The sequence below is a fragment of the Mycobacterium sp. AT1 genome (assembly GCF_002043095.1).
Lineage (GTDB): Bacteria > Actinomycetota > Actinomycetes > Mycobacteriales > Mycobacteriaceae > Mycobacterium.
This window is the reverse complement of sequence record NZ_MVOC01000027.1, coordinates 54134-70657: the sequence shown is the minus strand read 5'-3', so window position 1 is coordinate 70657 and position 16524 is coordinate 54134. Positions and strand designations below refer to the sequence as shown.

14 protein-coding genes are annotated in these 16524 nt (G+C 66.5%); 13 read left to right on the top strand and 1 reads right to left on the bottom strand.

Going from position 1 to position 16524, the window contains the following annotated elements; genetic code table 11:
• Positions 1-7: 7 nt before the first annotated feature.
• The 8 genes from lpqB (at position 8) to secA (ending at position 10432) form a co-directional block, all read left to right on the top strand.
• Positions 8-1756: an MtrAB system accessory lipoprotein LpqB gene (gene lpqB / locus B1790_RS12700; RefSeq protein WP_369832346.1), complete on the top strand. Its 1749-nt coding sequence runs from the start codon at positions 8-10 to the stop codon at positions 1754-1756.
• 118 nt (positions 1757-1874) lie between these two features.
• Positions 1875-2177: a WXG100 family type VII secretion target gene (locus tag B1790_RS12695; RefSeq protein ID WP_079923563.1), complete on the top strand. Its 303-nt coding sequence runs from the start codon at positions 1875-1877 to the stop codon at positions 2175-2177.
• Positions 2174-2461: a WXG100 family type VII secretion target gene (locus B1790_RS12690; RefSeq protein WP_158083812.1), complete on the top strand. Its 288-nt coding sequence runs from the start codon at positions 2174-2176 to the stop codon at positions 2459-2461. Before B1790_RS12695 ends, B1790_RS12690 begins: the two co-directional genes overlap by 4 nt.
• Positions 2462-2464: 3 nt before the next feature.
• Positions 2465-5134 (top strand): TNT domain-containing protein, encoded by a 2670-nt coding sequence (locus B1790_RS12685; protein WP_142271276.1) that lies wholly within the window; start codon positions 2465-2467, stop codon positions 5132-5134.
• A 41-nt stretch (positions 5135-5175) separates the two neighbouring features.
• Entirely contained in the window at positions 5176-5637 is a 462-nt protein-coding gene (locus B1790_RS35860) for an Imm61 family immunity protein (RefSeq protein WP_079923560.1), read from the top strand.
• Between the two features lie 203 nt (positions 5638-5840).
• Positions 5841-6464 (top strand): ComF family protein, encoded by a 624-nt coding sequence (locus B1790_RS12675; RefSeq protein WP_079923732.1) that lies wholly within the window; start codon positions 5841-5843, stop codon positions 6462-6464.
• A 338-nt stretch (positions 6465-6802) separates the two neighbouring features.
• Positions 6803-7435, top strand: coding sequence for a ribosome hibernation-promoting factor, HPF/YfiA family (gene hpf / locus B1790_RS12670; protein WP_198951996.1), 633 nt, complete (start codon positions 6803-6805; stop codon positions 7433-7435).
• 138 nt (positions 7436-7573) lie between these two features.
• A complete protein-coding gene (gene secA, locus B1790_RS12665; protein ID WP_079923558.1) occupies positions 7574-10432 on the top strand; it encodes a preprotein translocase subunit SecA in 2859 nt (952 codons plus the stop codon).
• Between the two features lie 42 nt (positions 10433-10474).
• Here the strand turns inward: secA and B1790_RS12660 are convergent, their stop codons facing one another.
• Positions 10475-11026, bottom strand: coding sequence for an Rv3235 family protein (locus tag B1790_RS12660; protein WP_079923557.1), 552 nt, complete (start codon positions 11024-11026; stop codon positions 10475-10477).
• 130 nt (positions 11027-11156) lie between these two features.
• Here B1790_RS12660 and B1790_RS12655 point away from each other — a divergent pair, with 130 nt between their 5' ends.
• The 5 genes from B1790_RS12655 to B1790_RS12635 all read left to right on the top strand — a co-directional run bounded on the left by B1790_RS12655 (position 11157) and on the right by B1790_RS12635 (position 16485).
• Positions 11157-12566: a wax ester/triacylglycerol synthase family O-acyltransferase gene (locus B1790_RS12655; protein WP_079923731.1), complete on the top strand. Its 1410-nt coding sequence runs from the start codon at positions 11157-11159 to the stop codon at positions 12564-12566.
• A 24-nt stretch (positions 12567-12590) separates the two neighbouring features.
• On the top strand, positions 12591-13439 hold the full coding sequence (gene ppk2 / locus B1790_RS12650; RefSeq protein WP_079923556.1) for a polyphosphate kinase 2: 849 nt from the start codon (positions 12591-12593) through the stop codon (positions 13437-13439).
• Between the two features lie 14 nt (positions 13440-13453).
• A complete protein-coding gene (locus B1790_RS12645) occupies positions 13454-13960 on the top strand; it encodes a hypothetical protein (protein ID WP_142271274.1) in 507 nt (168 codons plus the stop codon).
• A gap of 92 nt (positions 13961-14052) precedes the next feature.
• The gene (locus B1790_RS12640; RefSeq protein WP_079923554.1) at positions 14053-15189 is read left to right on the top strand and encodes a ferredoxin reductase; all 1137 of its coding nucleotides are present in this window, start codon (positions 14053-14055) and stop codon (positions 15187-15189) included.
• A gap of 69 nt (positions 15190-15258) precedes the next feature.
• On the top strand, positions 15259-16485 hold the full coding sequence (locus tag B1790_RS12635) for a fatty acid desaturase (protein WP_079923553.1): 1227 nt from the start codon (positions 15259-15261) through the stop codon (positions 16483-16485).
• The last annotated feature ends 39 nt before the right edge of the window (positions 16486-16524 follow it).

Genomic DNA, 16524 nt, shown 5'->3' with positions numbered 1-16524 from the left:
GGTCGCCATCACGCTGATTCTGACTGTCGCGTTGACCCTGACCGGGTGTGCGGGTGTGCCGAGTTCGTCGGCGCCGCAAGCGCTCGGCACCATGGACCGCCCAGCCCCGCCGAGTCTGCCGACTCCGACCCCGGGCATGGATCCCGACGTCCTGCTGCGTGAGTTCCTCAAGGCGACGGCCGATCCTGCGAACCGTCATCTGGCCGCCCGTCAGTTTCTCACCGAGTCGGCGTCCAACGAATGGGACGACGCGGGCAGCGCGCTGCTGATCGACCGGGTCGTGTTCGTCGAAACCCGTCAGCCCGATCGTGTTTCGGTGACCATGAAGGCCGACATCCTCGGGTCCCTTTCCGACATGGGGGTGTTCGAGACCGGCGACGGTGCGCTGCCCGACCCCGGACCGATCGAACTGGTGAAGACCCCGGGCGGCTGGCGAATCGACAAGTTGCCCAACGGCGTATTCCTGGACTGGCAGCAGTTCTTGGCCACCTACAAGCGCAGCACGCTGTACTTCGTCGACCCGACCGGCAAGACCGTCGTTCCCGATCCGCGCTACGTCGCGGTGTCGGATCCGGACCAGCTGCCCACCGAATTGGTGAGCAAGTTGGTGTCCGGCCCGCGGCCGGAGATGGCAAACACCGTGCGCAACCTGCTTGGCGCGCCGCTGCGGTTGCGGGGGCCGGTGACCAGGGCCGACGGTGGAAAGACCGGTGTCGGGCGGGGTTACGGCGGTGCACGGGTCGACCTCGAAAACTTGTCGACGACTGATCCGCATTCACGGCAATTGCTTGCGGCACAGATCATCTGGACGCTGAACAGGGCCGGTGTCAACGGACCCTACGTGATCAACGCCGACGGTGCGGCGCTCGACGACCGGTTCGCCGAGGGGTGGAACTCCTCCGACGTCGCGGCCACCGACCCCGGCGCGGACCCCGGGGCCGCCGCGGGGTTGCACGCTCTCATCGGCGGGTCGCTGGTGTCGCTGGACGGTCAAAAGGCACCGCGGGTGGCGGGCTCCTTCGGAAACCTGCCGGGGCAGACGGCCGCCACCTTGTCGCGCAGCGGCCAAGAGGTGGCATCGGTGGTGACGCTGCGACCGGGTGCCCCGGACATGGCGTCGTCGCTGTGGATCGGCCAGCTCGGAGGGGACTCCTCCCAAGCCATCGACGGCCGCACGCTGTCACGCCCCAGTTGGTCTCTGGACGACGCGATTTGGGTCGTGGTGGACGGCAACAACATCGTCCGCGTCATCCAGGAAGCGGCCTCGGGTCAGCCCGCCCGAATCCCCGTCGACGCCACCGCCGTCTTCACGAAGTTCCCCGGCCCGGTGTCGGAACTTCAACTGTCGCGAGACGGCACCCGCGCGGCGATGGTTGTCAACGGCCAGGTCATCCTGGCCGGGGTCGAACAGACTCAGGGTGGGCTGTACGCCCTGACCTACCCGCGACGACTGGGATTTGGTCTGGGCGACACGGCGGTGTCGTTGTCCTGGCGCACCGGTGACGACATCGTCGTCAGCCGAACCGATCCGCAGCACCCGGTCTCCTACGTCAACCTCGACGGCGTCAACTCCGACGGTCCAAGCCGGAACCTGCTGGCGCCGGTGTCGACCGTCGCGGCGAATCCGTCCACGCTGTACGTCGCCGATCAGCGTGGCGTATTGCAGCTTTCGGGATCGGCCGCCGAGAACGACCTGATGTGGACCGAGGTGCGCCCGCTCATGGTCGCGGGGGCCATTCCGGTACTTCCAGGCTGATTGGAACCCACCAAAATCCTGTGAGTTCGCTGTCAAAAGTGTTCTGATTCAGTGCATTTGGCCCTCTCCGCATCGAGTTACCCTGAACGGGTCGGCGATCTAGCGGGGGTGAATTTCGATGTCGGATCTGCACGTGACGTCATCCGTGCTTGGCGCGGTGGCAGGTGAACTGGAGTCGGTGGCCACCGGATTGCGCGCCGGCCTTGGCTCGCTGGACGGTGAGGTATCCGGATTGCTTGGCCCGGGATGGTCGGGCGAGGCCGCGTCGGCGTACGACGCGGTGTGGCGGGAATGGCACGACGGCGCCCAACAAGTAGTCGACGGGCTCGCGAAGATGTCCGGGCTACTGGGCGACGCGGCGCAACGGTACGACGCATCCGACGCGGCAGGTGCCGCCCGTGTGTCGGAGGTCGGCCTGTGAGCGGCTTCCAAGTCGACCCCGCGGCGCTGCTGGCGGTCGTCGACCGAATGTCGGAATTCGACTCCCAGCTGGAAGCCCACCTGGCTCAGGCCAGGAGTTCGGTCGCCTCGTTGGGCACGTCCTGGTATGGCGACGGCGGGGACGCCGAGCGGTCGGCGCAACAGCAGTGGGATCACGGCGCCCAGGAGATGCGCGACGCGCTCGCGCGTCTGCGTCAGATCGCCGAGGGTGCCCACGAGAACTACTCCAGCGCCGCGCAGGCAAACGTGCGCAACTGGGGCTAGGGCGTGGCACCACCCATCTCGGTGGATCCGGCTGTCCTGGCGGGGATGGGTACGACCGTCGCCGGCGAGGGCGACGCCATTGCCACCGCCGTCGGTTCCCTCGACTCGTCCCTGTCCGGCGCCGGCGCGTTGTTCGGACACGACGCCGCGGGTCTGGTCTTCGCCCAGGGGTACACCTCTTCAGGCAAGGCGCTGCTCGACGCCGCCGCGTCGGCCGTCAACGCGAGCCGCCGGGTGGGATTTGGCATCCAGACCTCCGCGGCGAACTACGGCCACGCCAATGCATCCTCGACCGTCGGGGGAGGCACGTCGGCGGTCCCCGCGCCGGCCACTCCGGCGGGGTTCACCGCGCCGGGCATGCCGCCGCCGCTGGGTTCCGGCATCGCCGCGCCAATGGGCTGGGCGCTGGTGGAGGCGTTCGTCGGCGACGTATGGCCCGACGGCAACCCCGGCGAGATGCGCGCCGCCGCGGGCGCCTGGCGAACCTTCGCCACGACGATCACCGGCCTCGCCGGGCAGGTCGAGGCGGCGGGGCCCGGCCTGAGCGCCCAGCAGATTCCCGAGTCGGGCCAGATGACCGACGCTCTCGGGAAGATCAGCGGCGGCCTGACGAATATCGCCAGCGGAGCACAAACGTTGGCGACCTCCGTCGACGGATTCGCTGGCACGGTGGAAGGCACCCAAAACGCCGTCCGCAACCTTCTGCATCAGCTCAGTCCGGCCGGGGTGCTGGAGACCATCGGCGGCATCTTCACCGGACACAACCCGCTCGACGAGATCAAGAAGATCGCCGACGAGATCAAGACCGTGCTCGGCAACATGAAGCGCGAAGCGGACGCACTCACCAAAGTGTTCGACCAGGGGATCAACGAGCTGGACTCCGCGACCAACTCGCTCGAGGCGTGGGCGACCAAGGAGTTCACCAGCGTCCTGGGTCAGGACGTCGGAGGTGCGCTGGCGTTCCAGTTCAACGCGATCGTCGACGGGTCCGAGGGGGCCCTGAAGTTCGTCGCCGAGACCGCTCAGGGCATCGGACAATTGGATCCGACGCGGTTCCTCTACGACCCGTCCGGAGCGGCGAAGACGTGGGAGGGATTGGGCGAGACCGCCGCCGTCTTGACGAATCCGGCCCTGTTGGCCGAGAAGATCGCTAGCGACCCACAGGGTGCTCTCGACGCTGCGAAGGGTGTCTTCGACTGGAAGGACGTAGAAAACGGGCATCCCTTCCGCGCCTTGGGGTACAACGCGGCCCAGGTTGCCTCGTTCTTGATTCCCGGGGCAGGCGAGGCCGACGCTGCCGCCGACGGCGCTGGGATCGCGGGACGGGCGGCCTCGGCCGAGGAGCGGGCGGCGGCCGGTGCTGCCCGCGACGGGATTCCCGGTCTCGGGGTCGCGTCCGGCGAATCGAAGTCCATCGCCACTCAGGCCGGCCGTGTCGGCAGTGACCTCGACGGCATCAAGGTGCCCGAGAGTTCGAGGCCGGGCGCCGGGCCGGGGGAGTCGGCGCCGACGGGGCGGCCGCCGGTGGACGCTCCGGCCGCCCCCGGCCCGGACGCTTCCGGTGGGCGTGCACCGGTCGACACCGCGCCGCATCCGACTCCTGCACCGGAACCGCATGCGGCAGAGCCGGTTTCGCCATCGCCAGCAGAGCCCGCGCCAGTGCGCGGTGATGCTCCCTCCGCGCCGCATGCCTCGGAACCCCCGCCGCCGCATGCCGACGCACCCCTGCCCCCACCTCATGGCTCCGAGCCGGCGCAGGTCGCGGAAAGCAATCCCTCGCGCCCACCGGGAGGCCCCTTCGAATCAGGGCCTGCCATGAGTGAACCTCCCGCTGCGGCCAGCCACGACGGTGGGCTGTCCTCTTCTGCCGGGGCCGACGACAAGGTTCCCGTCAGCGTCGGCGCACACAGCGGAGAGTTGGGCGACGGTGCCGGTGGTTCGAGCGGGTCCGGGCACGGGTCGGGCGACGGCACGGGACATGGCAGCCATGACTCGTCGGGAGGCGATCACGGTGGACATGGTGGTGGCGACCATTCGAACGGTGGTGTCCACGATCCGGTGCACTCGCATGAGGCGGACGGTGATGGCTGGCATCGAATTGACGACAAACCCGACGATCCACATTACGGCGAGCCGCTTGAACGCCATTGGATCGGCGACGACTATCCCAGTCAAACTGAAATCAACAGCAGAACGTTCGATCTAGTCGAGCATCCCGACGAGCCCTATGGCCACGATGTCGATGGAACACCTTTTACCAAAGACCAGTATGAGGACAGGTATAACAAGCTCGGCCCTGACGGTGAACAATGGCAGGCGTACCCGCCCAACGACGGTGCCGTCCCGGGTTCTCGAGTAATTTACGACTCCGGCGACGCGTACCTCCGAGACTATGGGCCGTACCTCGATCGAATCGGTGACGACAATGGCGCTTATCTTGGAGTCATGCCAGACGGGGTACCGCCGTCGTTCGAAGAGCGAGGCCTGCCGGTTGCCTCATTGAACGAGCCCTACAACGATTTTCGCCTTGTCAACCTGCCTGACGGTTGGAAGATCGAGGTCTCGGAGATTGCCCCCGCGTTTGGGCGTGATGGCGGAGCGCTCCAAGTGCTAATTTACGATGAATTCGGTCAAAAGGTACCGATTCGGAAACTCGATGGGGTTCTGGAGTGACACGAGTAAAAATATCCAACGAGCTCATCGAATGGGCGGCGATGGCAGGTTACGGTTTTACTCCTGCAGGATCGTCTGACGCTGCCATATTTTGGACGAATCCGGGCGGAGAGATCCGATTCTATATCCGGAGCGACGGAGAAGACTCATTCACGCTTTCCGTGGCCGAACGTTCGCTCCCAGAGCAGTTCGAGCTTTACGCAACTTCGTTGCGGACCATTGAGCGGTATCTCTTCGGTGTCTTCGGAGCGAGTGTGCGTGCTAAGCGCGGGCTTGCTCGTCTCAAGTTCGCTGCAGGGGAGGAGCAGCTAGCGCCCGGCTACTCAATCGATGAACCGGACGCGGACGGGTATGTGTCCCTCCGTAACTCGGAAGACTTGGTAGCCAAAGCGCGGGGGCGTATCGGCGTTGCCGTGCTGGTGAAGCTCTCGCACCTGTTGTCGGGATCGGTCCAAGACCTACTTGCGACTTTCGAAGGTCCTGCAGGCAGCCCAGCCCGTTGAGCGACTTGTCCGCCCCTCGCCGCCTTGTGTTCGGGGTGGATTGAATGCTGCGAGATTTGCATACGCGCGCGATGGAAACACTTCGACCAAAGCCCCCGCGAGTGTGAAGTTGTTCGCGCCATTTCGCCGAAATGCGTGGCATGACTTCACACTCGGCGGGAAGAACGAGCCGTGTCGGACCCGGCCGCCACACTTACCCCATGCTGCTCGACCTCGTCCTTCCGCTGGAGTGCGGCGGATGCGGCGCGCCGGGCACGCGATGGTGCGAGACCTGCGCGCGAACGCTGACCGTGCACACCGACGAACCGTTGGTGATCACCCCGCGCCTCGACCCGGGCGTGCCCGTGTTCTCCCTCGGCCGCTACGCAGGGCCGCGGCGCGCAGCGATCATCGCGATGAAGGAACACGGCCGCGCCGACCTCGTCGGGCCACTCGCGACGGCGGTCGCCGCGGGACTGACTCGCCTGCTGACGTGGGGCGTCGTCGAGGCGCCCCTGACGCTGGTCCCCGCGCCCACCAGGCGATCGGCGGCGCGTCGGCGGGGTGGTGACCCGGTGACGGCCATCGCAGAAGCCGCCGCCGTCCCAGGGGTCGTCGTCGTCGCGGCCTTGCGGATGCGGGCCTTCACCCGCGATTCGGTGGGGTTGTCGCCCGGGCAGCGGGAGCGGAACATCGCTGGCCGGCTCAGGGTCCGCGGGGCCGTGGGTGGGGAAGTGCTTCTGATCGACGACGTCGTGACGACGGGTGCCACCGCCCGGGAGTCGGTCCACGTCCTGCAAACGGACGGAGCGCGCGTTGCCGCGGTCCTCGCGGTCGCACACGCCTGATCCCGCGTCCGGCGGAGCCGTCAAATTACCGTGAGATCAAACCGGAATGAAGAACTAAAAACACGTGTGCCGAATATGTGGCACAGGCGGGTGAACACGGACTACCGTCGGGACCAACCACCCGTGAACGACTCACGGCGGCGTCTAGAACCATTGGCGCCACATCGCCCGAAAAGCGAGGAGGTGAGCTCTCGACACCTTGCGCCGCGGGCGGACTTCGTTCGGGTTCCCTCGCTGCGCTCCTGTTATTTGTCGGCACGCCTCAGCGCGTGCTCCGCCGAAGAGGAAGCGAGTTGCCAAGTATGTCAATACAATCCGTGGACACCAACCAGTCAACGATGGTGGGCGCTGAGGAGGAGTCGCACGACGGCCCCCACGCCGAGGTCGTCGTCAAGGGCCGCAACGTCGAAGTTCCCGATCACTTCCGAACCTATGTCTCCGAGAAGCTGGCTCGCCTCGAGCGCTTCGACCGCACCATCTACCTGTTCGACGTCGAACTCGACCACGAACGCAATCGCAGGCAGCGCAAGAACTGCCAACACGTCGAGATCACGGCCAGGGGCCGAGGACCCGTTGCGCGCGGCGAAGGCTGCGCCGACAGCTTCTACGCGGCGCTGGAATCGGCGGTAAGCAAACTCGAGAACCGACTCCGGCGCAGCAAGGACCGTCGCAAGATTCACTACGGGGACAAGACGCCCGTCTCGCTCGCCGAGGCCACCGCGATCACCCGTCTCGTCGAGCCGCTGTCGGCGCCCGTCGAAGACGAGAGCCCGGCCCTCGATGACCACGAACCCGGTCGGATCGTGCGGACCAAGGAGCACACCGCCACACCCATGACCGTCGACGACGCGCTTTACGAAATGGAGCTCGTCGGCCACGACTTCTTCCTGTTTCACTGCAAGGAAACCGACAAGCCGACCGTCGTCTACCGGCGTCACGCCTACGACTACGGACTCATCCGGCTGTCCTAGCCGGTAGTCACCCGCGGCCGGCGCGACCGCCCTGTGCGGCGCGTTCGGCCGGCCGGGTCGGCCGGTCACCTACGATGGACCTCGTTTGAAGCGATTCGAGGCCCATCGAGGCCGCATCCAGGCTTAGGGGAAATTAGCGTGCTGTCGAAGTTGCTCCGTCTCGGCGAAGGCCGCATGGTCAAGCGCCTCAAGAGGGTCGCCGACTATGTCAACTCCCTGTCCGACGAGGTGGAGAAGCTCACCGACGACGAACTGCGCGGTAAGACCGACGAGTTCAAGAAGCGCGTCGCCGGTGGTGAGACGCTCGACGACATCATGCCGGAGGCGTTCGCCGTCGCCCGTGAGGCCGCGTGGCGGGTGCTGAATCAGCGGCCGTTCGACGTCCAGATCATGGGTGGCGCCGCCCTGCACTTCGGCAACGTCTCCGAGATGAAGACCGGTGAGGGCAAGACCCTGACCTGTGTGCTGCCGGCCTATCTGAACGCGCTCTCCGGTGACGGCGTGCACGTCGTCACCGTGAACGACTACCTGGCCAAGCGCGACAGCGAGTGGATGGGTCGCGTGCACCGCTTCCTGGGCCTCGACGTCGGCGTGATCCTCGGCCAGATGACGCCCGACGAGCGGCGCGTGGCGTACGCAGCCGACATCACCTACGGCACCAACAACGAATTCGGCTTCGACTACCTGCGCGACAACATGGCGCACACCGTCGAGGACATGGTGCAGCGCGGCCACAACTTCGCCGTCGTCGACGAGGTCGACTCGATCCTCATCGACGAGGCCCGTACTCCGTTGATCATCTCCGGGCCCGCCGACGGCGCGTCGAACTGGTACGTCGAGTTCGCGCGTCTCGCCCCGCTGATGGAGAAGGACGTCCACTACGAGGTGGACATCCGCAAGCGCACCGTCGGCGTTCACGAGATCGGCGTCGAGTTCGTCGAGGATCAGCTCGGCATCGAGAACCTCTACGAGGCCGCCAACTCACCGTTGGTCAGCTATCTGAACAACTGCCTCAAGGCCAAGGAGCTGTTCCAGCGCGACAAGGACTACATCGTCCGCGACGGCGAGGTCATCATCGTCGACGAGTTCACCGGCCGCGTGCTGGTCGGCCGCCGCTACAACGAGGGCATGCACCAGGCGATCGAGGCCAAGGAGCACGTCGAGATCAAGGCCGAGAACCAGACGCTGGCCACGATCACGCTGCAGAACTACTTCCGCTTGTACGACAAGCTCTCCGGCATGACCGGCACCGCCCAGACCGAGGCCGCCGAGCTGCACGAGATCTACGGCCTCGGCGTCGTGCCGATCCCGACCAACCGGGACATGATCCGCACCGACCAATCCGACCTGATCTACAAGACCGAGGAAGCCAAGTACATCGCCGTCGTCGACGACGTCAGCGAGCGCTTCGAGAAGGGGCAGCCGGTCCTCATCGGCACCACCAGCGTCGAGCGCTCGGAGTACCTGTCCAAGCAGTTCACCAAGCGCCGGATCCCGCACAACGTGTTGAACGCGAAGTTCCACGAGCAGGAGGCGAACATCATCGCCGAGGCGGGACGGCGCAACGCCATCACCGTCGCCACGAACATGGCCGGCCGCGGTACCGACATCGTGCTCGGCGGCAACGTGGACTTCCTCGCCGACAAGCGGCTGCGCGACCGTGGGCTTGACCCCGTCGAGAACCCCGAGGGGTACGAAGCCGCCTGGGACGACGTGCTGCCTCAGGTGAAGGCCGAAGTCGAGGCGGAGGCCAAGGAGGTCCGCGAAGTCGGCGGCCTGTACGTGCTGGGCACCGAGCGTCACGAATCGCGCCGCATCGACAACCAGCTGCGTGGTCGCGCGGGCCGTCAGGGTGACCCCGGCGAGTCTCGCTTCTACCTTTCGCTTGGCGACGAGTTGATGCGGCGCTTCAACGGCGCGACGCTCGAGTCGCTGCTGACTCGCCTCAACCTGCCCGAGGACGTGCCGATCGAGGCCAAGATGGTCTCCCGGGCCATCAAGAGCGCGCAGACGCAGGTCGAGCAGCAGAACTTCGAAGTCCGCAAGAACGTCCTCAAGTACGACGAGGTGATGAACCAGCAGCGCAAGGTCATCTACGCCGAGCGGCGGCTCATCCTCGAGGGCGAGGAAGTGCAGCAGCAGGCCAAGCAGATGGTCGAAGACGTCGTCAACGCCTACGTGGACGGCGCGACGTCGGAGGGCTACTCGGAGGATTGGGACCTCGGCGCGCTGTGGGACGCGCTCAAGCTGCTCTACCCGGTGGGAATCGACTACCACGACCTGGTCGACTCGGACGCGGTCGGCGAGCCCGGTGAGCTGACGAGTGAGGAGCTGCGCGAAGCGCTCATCGAGGACGCCCGGCGGGCCTACGCGGCGCGCGAGGCCGAATTGGCCGCCATCGGCGGCGAGGGCGCCATGCGGCAGCTCGAGCGCAGCGTCCTGCTCACCACGATCGACCGCAAGTGGCGCGAGCACCTCTACGAGATGGACTACCTCAAGGAGGGCATCGGGCTCCGCGCCATGGCGCAGCGCGACCCTCTGGTGGAGTACCAGCGCGAAGGTTACGACATGTTCATGGGCATGCTCGACGGGCTCAAGGAAGAGTCGGTCGGTCTGCTGTTCAACGCCCAGGTCCAGGCGGCGCCCGCCCCGGCGTCGCAGGTGGGTGCGACGGCAGCGCCGCCGAACCTGGCGCAGTTCGCCGCAGACGCCGCCGCCAGGGCGAGCCAGGTGGACACCCTCACCGACTCCGACTCCGACGAGGTGGTCCCCGAGCCGGTCCGACAGGCGCCAGCTGCGTTGCGGGTCAAGGGAATCGACGACGAGCAGTCTCGGCCGATGACCTATACGGGTCCGGCCGAGGACGGTTCGGCCGAGGTTCAGCGCGACGGTGGCGGCGGCAGGCACGCGGCGCCCACGGGTAGCTCACGGCGCGAGCGTCGGGAAGCGGCGCGTCGCCAGACGCGGGGCGGCCCACCGAAGGCTCGCCGCGGCTGAGCCGCGAATCGTGCCGGAGCGGCTGAACGCGGGTCGGGGGAATCAGCCGACTTGCAGGGCGACCACCATCCATCGCCCCTTGACGAGTTCGACGCGCCCGGCGATGGCGCGGACGCGCCGCCCACGCGAGTAGGTGGCGAACACCTCCGCGGCCGCCGCCTCGCCGTCGAGCACGTGCACCGCTCGCAGGCGCACCCGTCGAAGGACGGCAGCGCCGTCGCGTGAACCGGCTCTGGTGAACGCCGCCACCGCGTCCAACAGTGCCGGTGCGACGAGTGGCCGCAACTGGGCGACGGGGCGGCGTCGATCCGACACCTCGAGAACCCGCCGAAGGGCGGTCTCGGCGAAGACGGCGGCGGCCTGCGGCGGGGGTGGTTCTCCGTCGTGCGGGGTGGCGGCGGGTACCGCCCGTAGTGGTCGCGGGGCGTGACGGCGGTGCATGGCCGCCGATGTCGGCGGCGGGCACGGTCCGATCTGAGGCGAGATCGGCGGTGGCTCGTAGTCGACGACCGGTGAGGTGAACGAGGTACGACGAGTCGGTATGCGTGATGCGGTCACGGCAGCTCTCCAGCGGTCGATGCGGGTGGACGACATCTGCTGGAGAGGAGCAGACGATTCATGATCCCACGGCCTGGGGACACGTCCACGCACCCGTAATGCGGCGCACGGGTTTCGCCGGTTACCGTGACGGGGATCGGGAGTGGAGCGAGGGAAGGTGGCGGTCATGGTGACGAGGTTGTCGGCCGCCGACGCGTCGTTCTATCACCTCGAGAACACGTCAACCCCGATGTACGTGGGGTCGCTGTCGATCCTGCGCAAGCCGCGCAACGGCTTGAGCTACGAGACTCTGTTGGCGACGGTCGAACAGCGCTTGCCTCAGATTCCGCGGTACCGGCAGAAGGTGCGCGAGGTGGTCAACGGGCTGGCGCGCCCGGTGTGGATCGACGACCGCGACTTCGACATCACCTATCACATTCGGCGGTCGGCCCTGCCGTCTCCTGGCAGCGACGCGCAACTGCACGACTTGGTGGCGCGGCTGGGCTCGCGGCCGCTCGACAAGTCCCGCCCGTTGTGGGAGATGTACCTGGTCGAGGGCCTGGCCAAGAATCGCATCGCGATCTACACGAAGTCGCATCAGGCGTTGGTCAACGGCATGACGGCGTTGGAGATCGGCCACGTGATCGCCGACCGCACGCAGAAGGCTCCCGAGTTCGGTGAGGACATCTGGATTCCGGCGCGGGAGCCCAGCGACGCCTGGTTGACCGTCGGCGCCGTCGGTGAGTTCGTCGCCCGGCCCGGCACCCAGTTGGCGGCAGTGCGTTCGGCGGTCGTGGAGACCATCACCAGCACCGGGCAACTGGCCGAGACCGGCCGAAGGTTCGCCGACGTCGCCCGGACGCTGGCGCGCGGGACGGCGCCGAGCAGTCCGCTGAACACGACGGTGTCCCGCAATCGTCGCTTCACGGTCGCGGGGCATCAGCTCGACGACTACCGGAAGCTGCGCGCGCGCTACGACTGCGACGTCAACGACGTCATCCTCGCGGTGATCGCCGGGGCGTTGCGCAACTGGCTGCTGTCGCGCGGGGAGCCGGTCACCACGACGTCGACGATCCGGGCGATGGTGCCCATGTCGGTGTACCCGGAGGCAGAGCTCGACGTGTCGGGGCCAGGCCAGGCGATCAGTGAGGTCTCGCCCTTCCTCGTCGACCTGCCGACCGGTGAGGGCAACGCCGTGGTGAGGTTGTCGCAGATCGCCCATGCCACCGAATCGCATTCGACGGCGGCCAGCCTCGTCGACGCCAGGACCATCGTCACGCTGTCCGGGTTTGCGCCACCGACGTTGCACGCCATGGGAACTCGGGTTGCGACCAGTTTCTCGGCACGACAGTTCAATCTGTTGATCACCAACGTGCCTGGCGCGCAGAAGCAGATGTACGTCGCGGGCACCAAGTTGTTGGAGACCTATTCGGTTCCGCCTCTGCTCAACAAGCAGGTGCTCGCCATCGGTGTGACGTCCTACAACGGCATGCTCTACTTCGGCGTCAACGCCGATCGTGACGCGATGAGCGACGTCGACATGCTGCCCACCCTGTTGCGGGAGTCGCTCGACGAGCTGCTGGAGGCCGCGCAGTAGCTGCCATGGCATTACGATTCGGCGATGGGCAAGAGCAAGGCTGCGAAGAAGTCGAAGCAGTCGAAGAACCCGAAGATTCCCAGCGCCGTCTACGAGGCTGAACTGTTCCGTCTCCAAACCGAATTCGTGAAACTGCAGGAGTGGACCCGCCACACCGGGGCCCGCGTCGCGGTCGTGTTCGAGGGTCGGGACGCGGCGGGCAAGGGCGGCACCATCAAACGCATCACCGAATACCTGAGTCCCCGGGTCGCAAGGATTGCCGCCCTGCCTGCGCCCAACGACACCGAACGCGGCCAGTGGTACTACCAGCGCTACGTTGCGGAGCTCCCCGCCAAGGGCGAGATCGTGCTGTTCGACCGGTCCTGGTACAACCGCGCCGGGGTCGAGAAGGTCATGGGTTTCTGTACACCCGAACAACATTCACTGTTCCTGCGTCAGACGCCGGTCTTCGAGCAGATGCTCCTGGAGGACGGCATCATCCTGCGCAAGTATTGGTTCTCCGTGTCCGACGACGAGCAACTGCGCCGGTTCAAGTCCCGCATGGACGATCCGCTCAGGCAGTGGAAGTTGAGCCCGATGGACCTGGAGTCGGTGTACCGCTGGGAGGATTACTCGCGGGCGAAGGACGAGATGATGGCGCACACCGACATCCCTGCGAGCCCCTGGTACGTGGTGGAGTCCGACGTGAAGAAACACGCCCGGTTGAACATGATGAGCCATCTGCTGTCCACCATCGACTACCACGAGGTGGACCTTCCGAGGGTGACGCTGCCGGAGCGACCCGTCGTCAGCAGGACCTATGAGCGACCGCCGCGTTCGTCGTCGACGTACGTGCCCGACCATGTCGCGACGTTGATCGGGGACAGGGAGTAGCCAGCTAGTCTGCCCTGGTGCGTGTCTACATTCCCGCGACCCTGGCCATGCTTCAGCGCCTCGTCGCCGATCAGTCCATGCACGCCTTGAGCGGGACGGCGTTCGCCGTCACTCCGACGCTGCGGGAGTCCTACGCAGAAGGCGACGACGACGAACTCGCGGAAGTCGCGTTGCGGGAGGCTGCGCTGGCGTCCTTGCGACTGCTGGCGGCCGAGGGGGGAACCGATGGTGGGCTGCCGCTGCGGCGGGCGGTGTTGGTGGCCGACGTGGATGGCGCGACGATCCGTCCGGATCTCGACGACGCCGTGGTGAGGTTGGCGGGTCCGATCGGCGTCGGCGACGTCGTCGCCGCGTACCTCGACAACGCGTCGGCGGAGCCGGCCGTCAGGGCGGCGATCGAGGTGGTCGACCTGGCGGATTTCGGTGACGAGGATGCCGAGCTCACCGTCGGTGACGCGCAGGACCACGACCTGGCCTGGTACGCCACCCAGGAGCTGCCGTTTCTGTTGGAGCTGCTCTGAGGCCTGGCTGGCACGCGGTAAGTTACGGTACCGTAGGTTGCTGTCCGCGAGCCGGCTCGCGGACATACAGGCGAAGGTGAGCAGGAGCCGTCATGGCCAAGAACGAGATCAAGATTGCGGCCAATGTGGCCGACACCATTCGCCCAATTCCCAAGGGCGCCAACAAGCATCCTGGTTTGCAGGCACTGCGTTCGGTCGTCGGGCGCATCACCACGCCCCTGTTGCCCGACGACTATCTGAAGCTGGCCAACCCGCTGTGGTCGGCGCGTGAACTCCGCGGCCGCGTGGTCGAGGTGCGCCGCGAGACGGTCGACTCCGCGACGCTGGTGATCAAGCCGGGCTGGGGTTTTCACTTCGGCTACGAGCCCGGTCAGTACGTCGGCATCGGCGTGCTGATGGACGGTCGGTGGCGCTGGCGGTCGTACTCGCTGACCTCGACTCCCGTCACCCGGGACCGGACCATCACCATCACCGTCAAGGCGATGCCCGAGGGCTTCCTGTCCAGTCATCTGGTGGGAGGCGTGACGCCGGGGACCATCGTGCGGCTGGCGGCACCGCAGGGCAATTTCGTCCTGCCGGACCCCGCACCGGCGTCGGTGCTGTTCTTGACCGCGGGGTCGGGCATCACGCCGGTGATGTCGATGCTGCGGACGCTCGCACGCCGCGACCAGATCACCGACGTCGTCCACGTGCACTCGGCGCCGACCGAGTCCGACGTGATGTTCGCCGATGAACTGGCCCGGCTCCACGACGCGCATGACGGCTACCGGTTGACGGTGCGGTCGACTCGCACGGAGGGCCGGCTCGACCTGGCCAAGCTGGCCGAGGTCGTACCCGACTGGCACGAGCGTCAGACGTGGGCGTGCGGTCCCGGTGCGATGCTCGACGACGCGCACCGCGTCTGGTCGGCTGCGGGCGCCGGCGACAGGCTGCACCTGGAGCGGTTCGCGGCCACGCGCGCCCCCGTGCACGGCACGGGCGGAACCGTCACGTTCGAGCGCAGCGGCAAGTCCGTCGAGGTCGACGCCGCCACCTCGCTGATGGATGCGGGGGAGGCCGCGGGCATCCGGATGCCGTTCGGGTGCCGGATGGGCATCTGCCAGTCCTGCGTCGTCGGGCTCGTCGACGGGCACGTTCGGGACCTGAGAACCGGCGTCGAGCACGAGCCCGGCAACCGGGTGCAGACGTGTGTTTCCGCAGCTTCTGGCGATTGCGTGCTGGATGTCTGAGCTTTACCGGCTAGTAACCTACGGGATCGTAGGTTACGCTAGCGTAGGCAGTTGACAGGAGGCTGAACGATGGCAATTACCGACGTACCCGCATTCACGCATCTGACTGAAGCGGACATCGAAAATTTGGGCAACGAGCTGGACGCGATCCGGCAGGACATCGAAGACTCCCGCGGTGAACTCGACTCCCGCTACATCCGCCGCACCATCGCCGCGCAGCGCGCACTCGAGGTCGCCGGCCGTCTGATGCTGGCCGCAGGCTCGAAGCGCTCGGCGTGGTGGGCAGGCACCGTGACCCTCGGCGTGGCCAAGATCGTCGAGAACATGGAAATCGGCCACAACGTCATGCATGGCCAGTGGGACTGGATGAACGATCCCGAGATTCACTCCTCGACGTGGGAGTGGGACATGAGCGGGGCGTCCAAGCACTGGCGGTTCACTCACAACTTCATGCATCACAAGTACACCAACATCCTCGGGATGGACGACGACGTCGGCTACGGCGTCATCCGCGTGACCCGGGACGCGAAGTGGACGCCTTTCAACCTGTACGGCAACTTGCTGTTCAACACGCTCCTGGCGATCGGCTTCGAGTGGGGCGTCGGACTGCAGCACCTCGAACTCGGAAAGATCTCCAAGGGCCGCGACGACCGTGCGGCCACGATGGAGCGCATCCGTGAATTCGGCGTCAAGGCCGGTCATCAGGTGCTCAAGGACTACGTCGCCTACCCGGCCCTGACGGCGATGTCGCCTGGCGCCACGTACAAGTCGACGCTGAAGGCCAACGCGGTGGCCAACGTCATCCGCAACGTCTGGGCCAACGCCGTGATCTTCTGCGGCCACTTCCCCGACGGCGCAGAGAAGTTCACCAAGACCGACATGGTGGGCGAGAGCAGGGGCCAGTGGTACCTGCGACAGATGTTGGGAAGCGCCAACTTCGAGGCCGGACCCACGTTACGGTTCATGAGCGGCAACCTGTGCCACCAGATCGAGCACCACTTGTTCCCGGATCTGCCGAGCAACCGGTACGCCGAGATCGCCGTCCGCGTCAGGCAGATCTGCGACAAGTACGATCTGCCGTACACGACGGGCAACTTCGCCGTGCAGTACGGCAAGACGTGGCGCACCATCGCCAAGCTGTCGCTGCCGGACAAGTTCCTGCGCGACACCGCTGACGACGCCCCGGAGACCCGCAGCGAGCGCATGTTCGCCGAACTCGAGCCCAGCGAGCGTCGTGGACTCAAGTCGGCGATCGCCGCGGTGCGGGCCCGTCGGCGCGCCAAGGTCAACGCCTAGACCCAGCCAAAGACGGCGGGGAGATCGCAATCGTGCGAT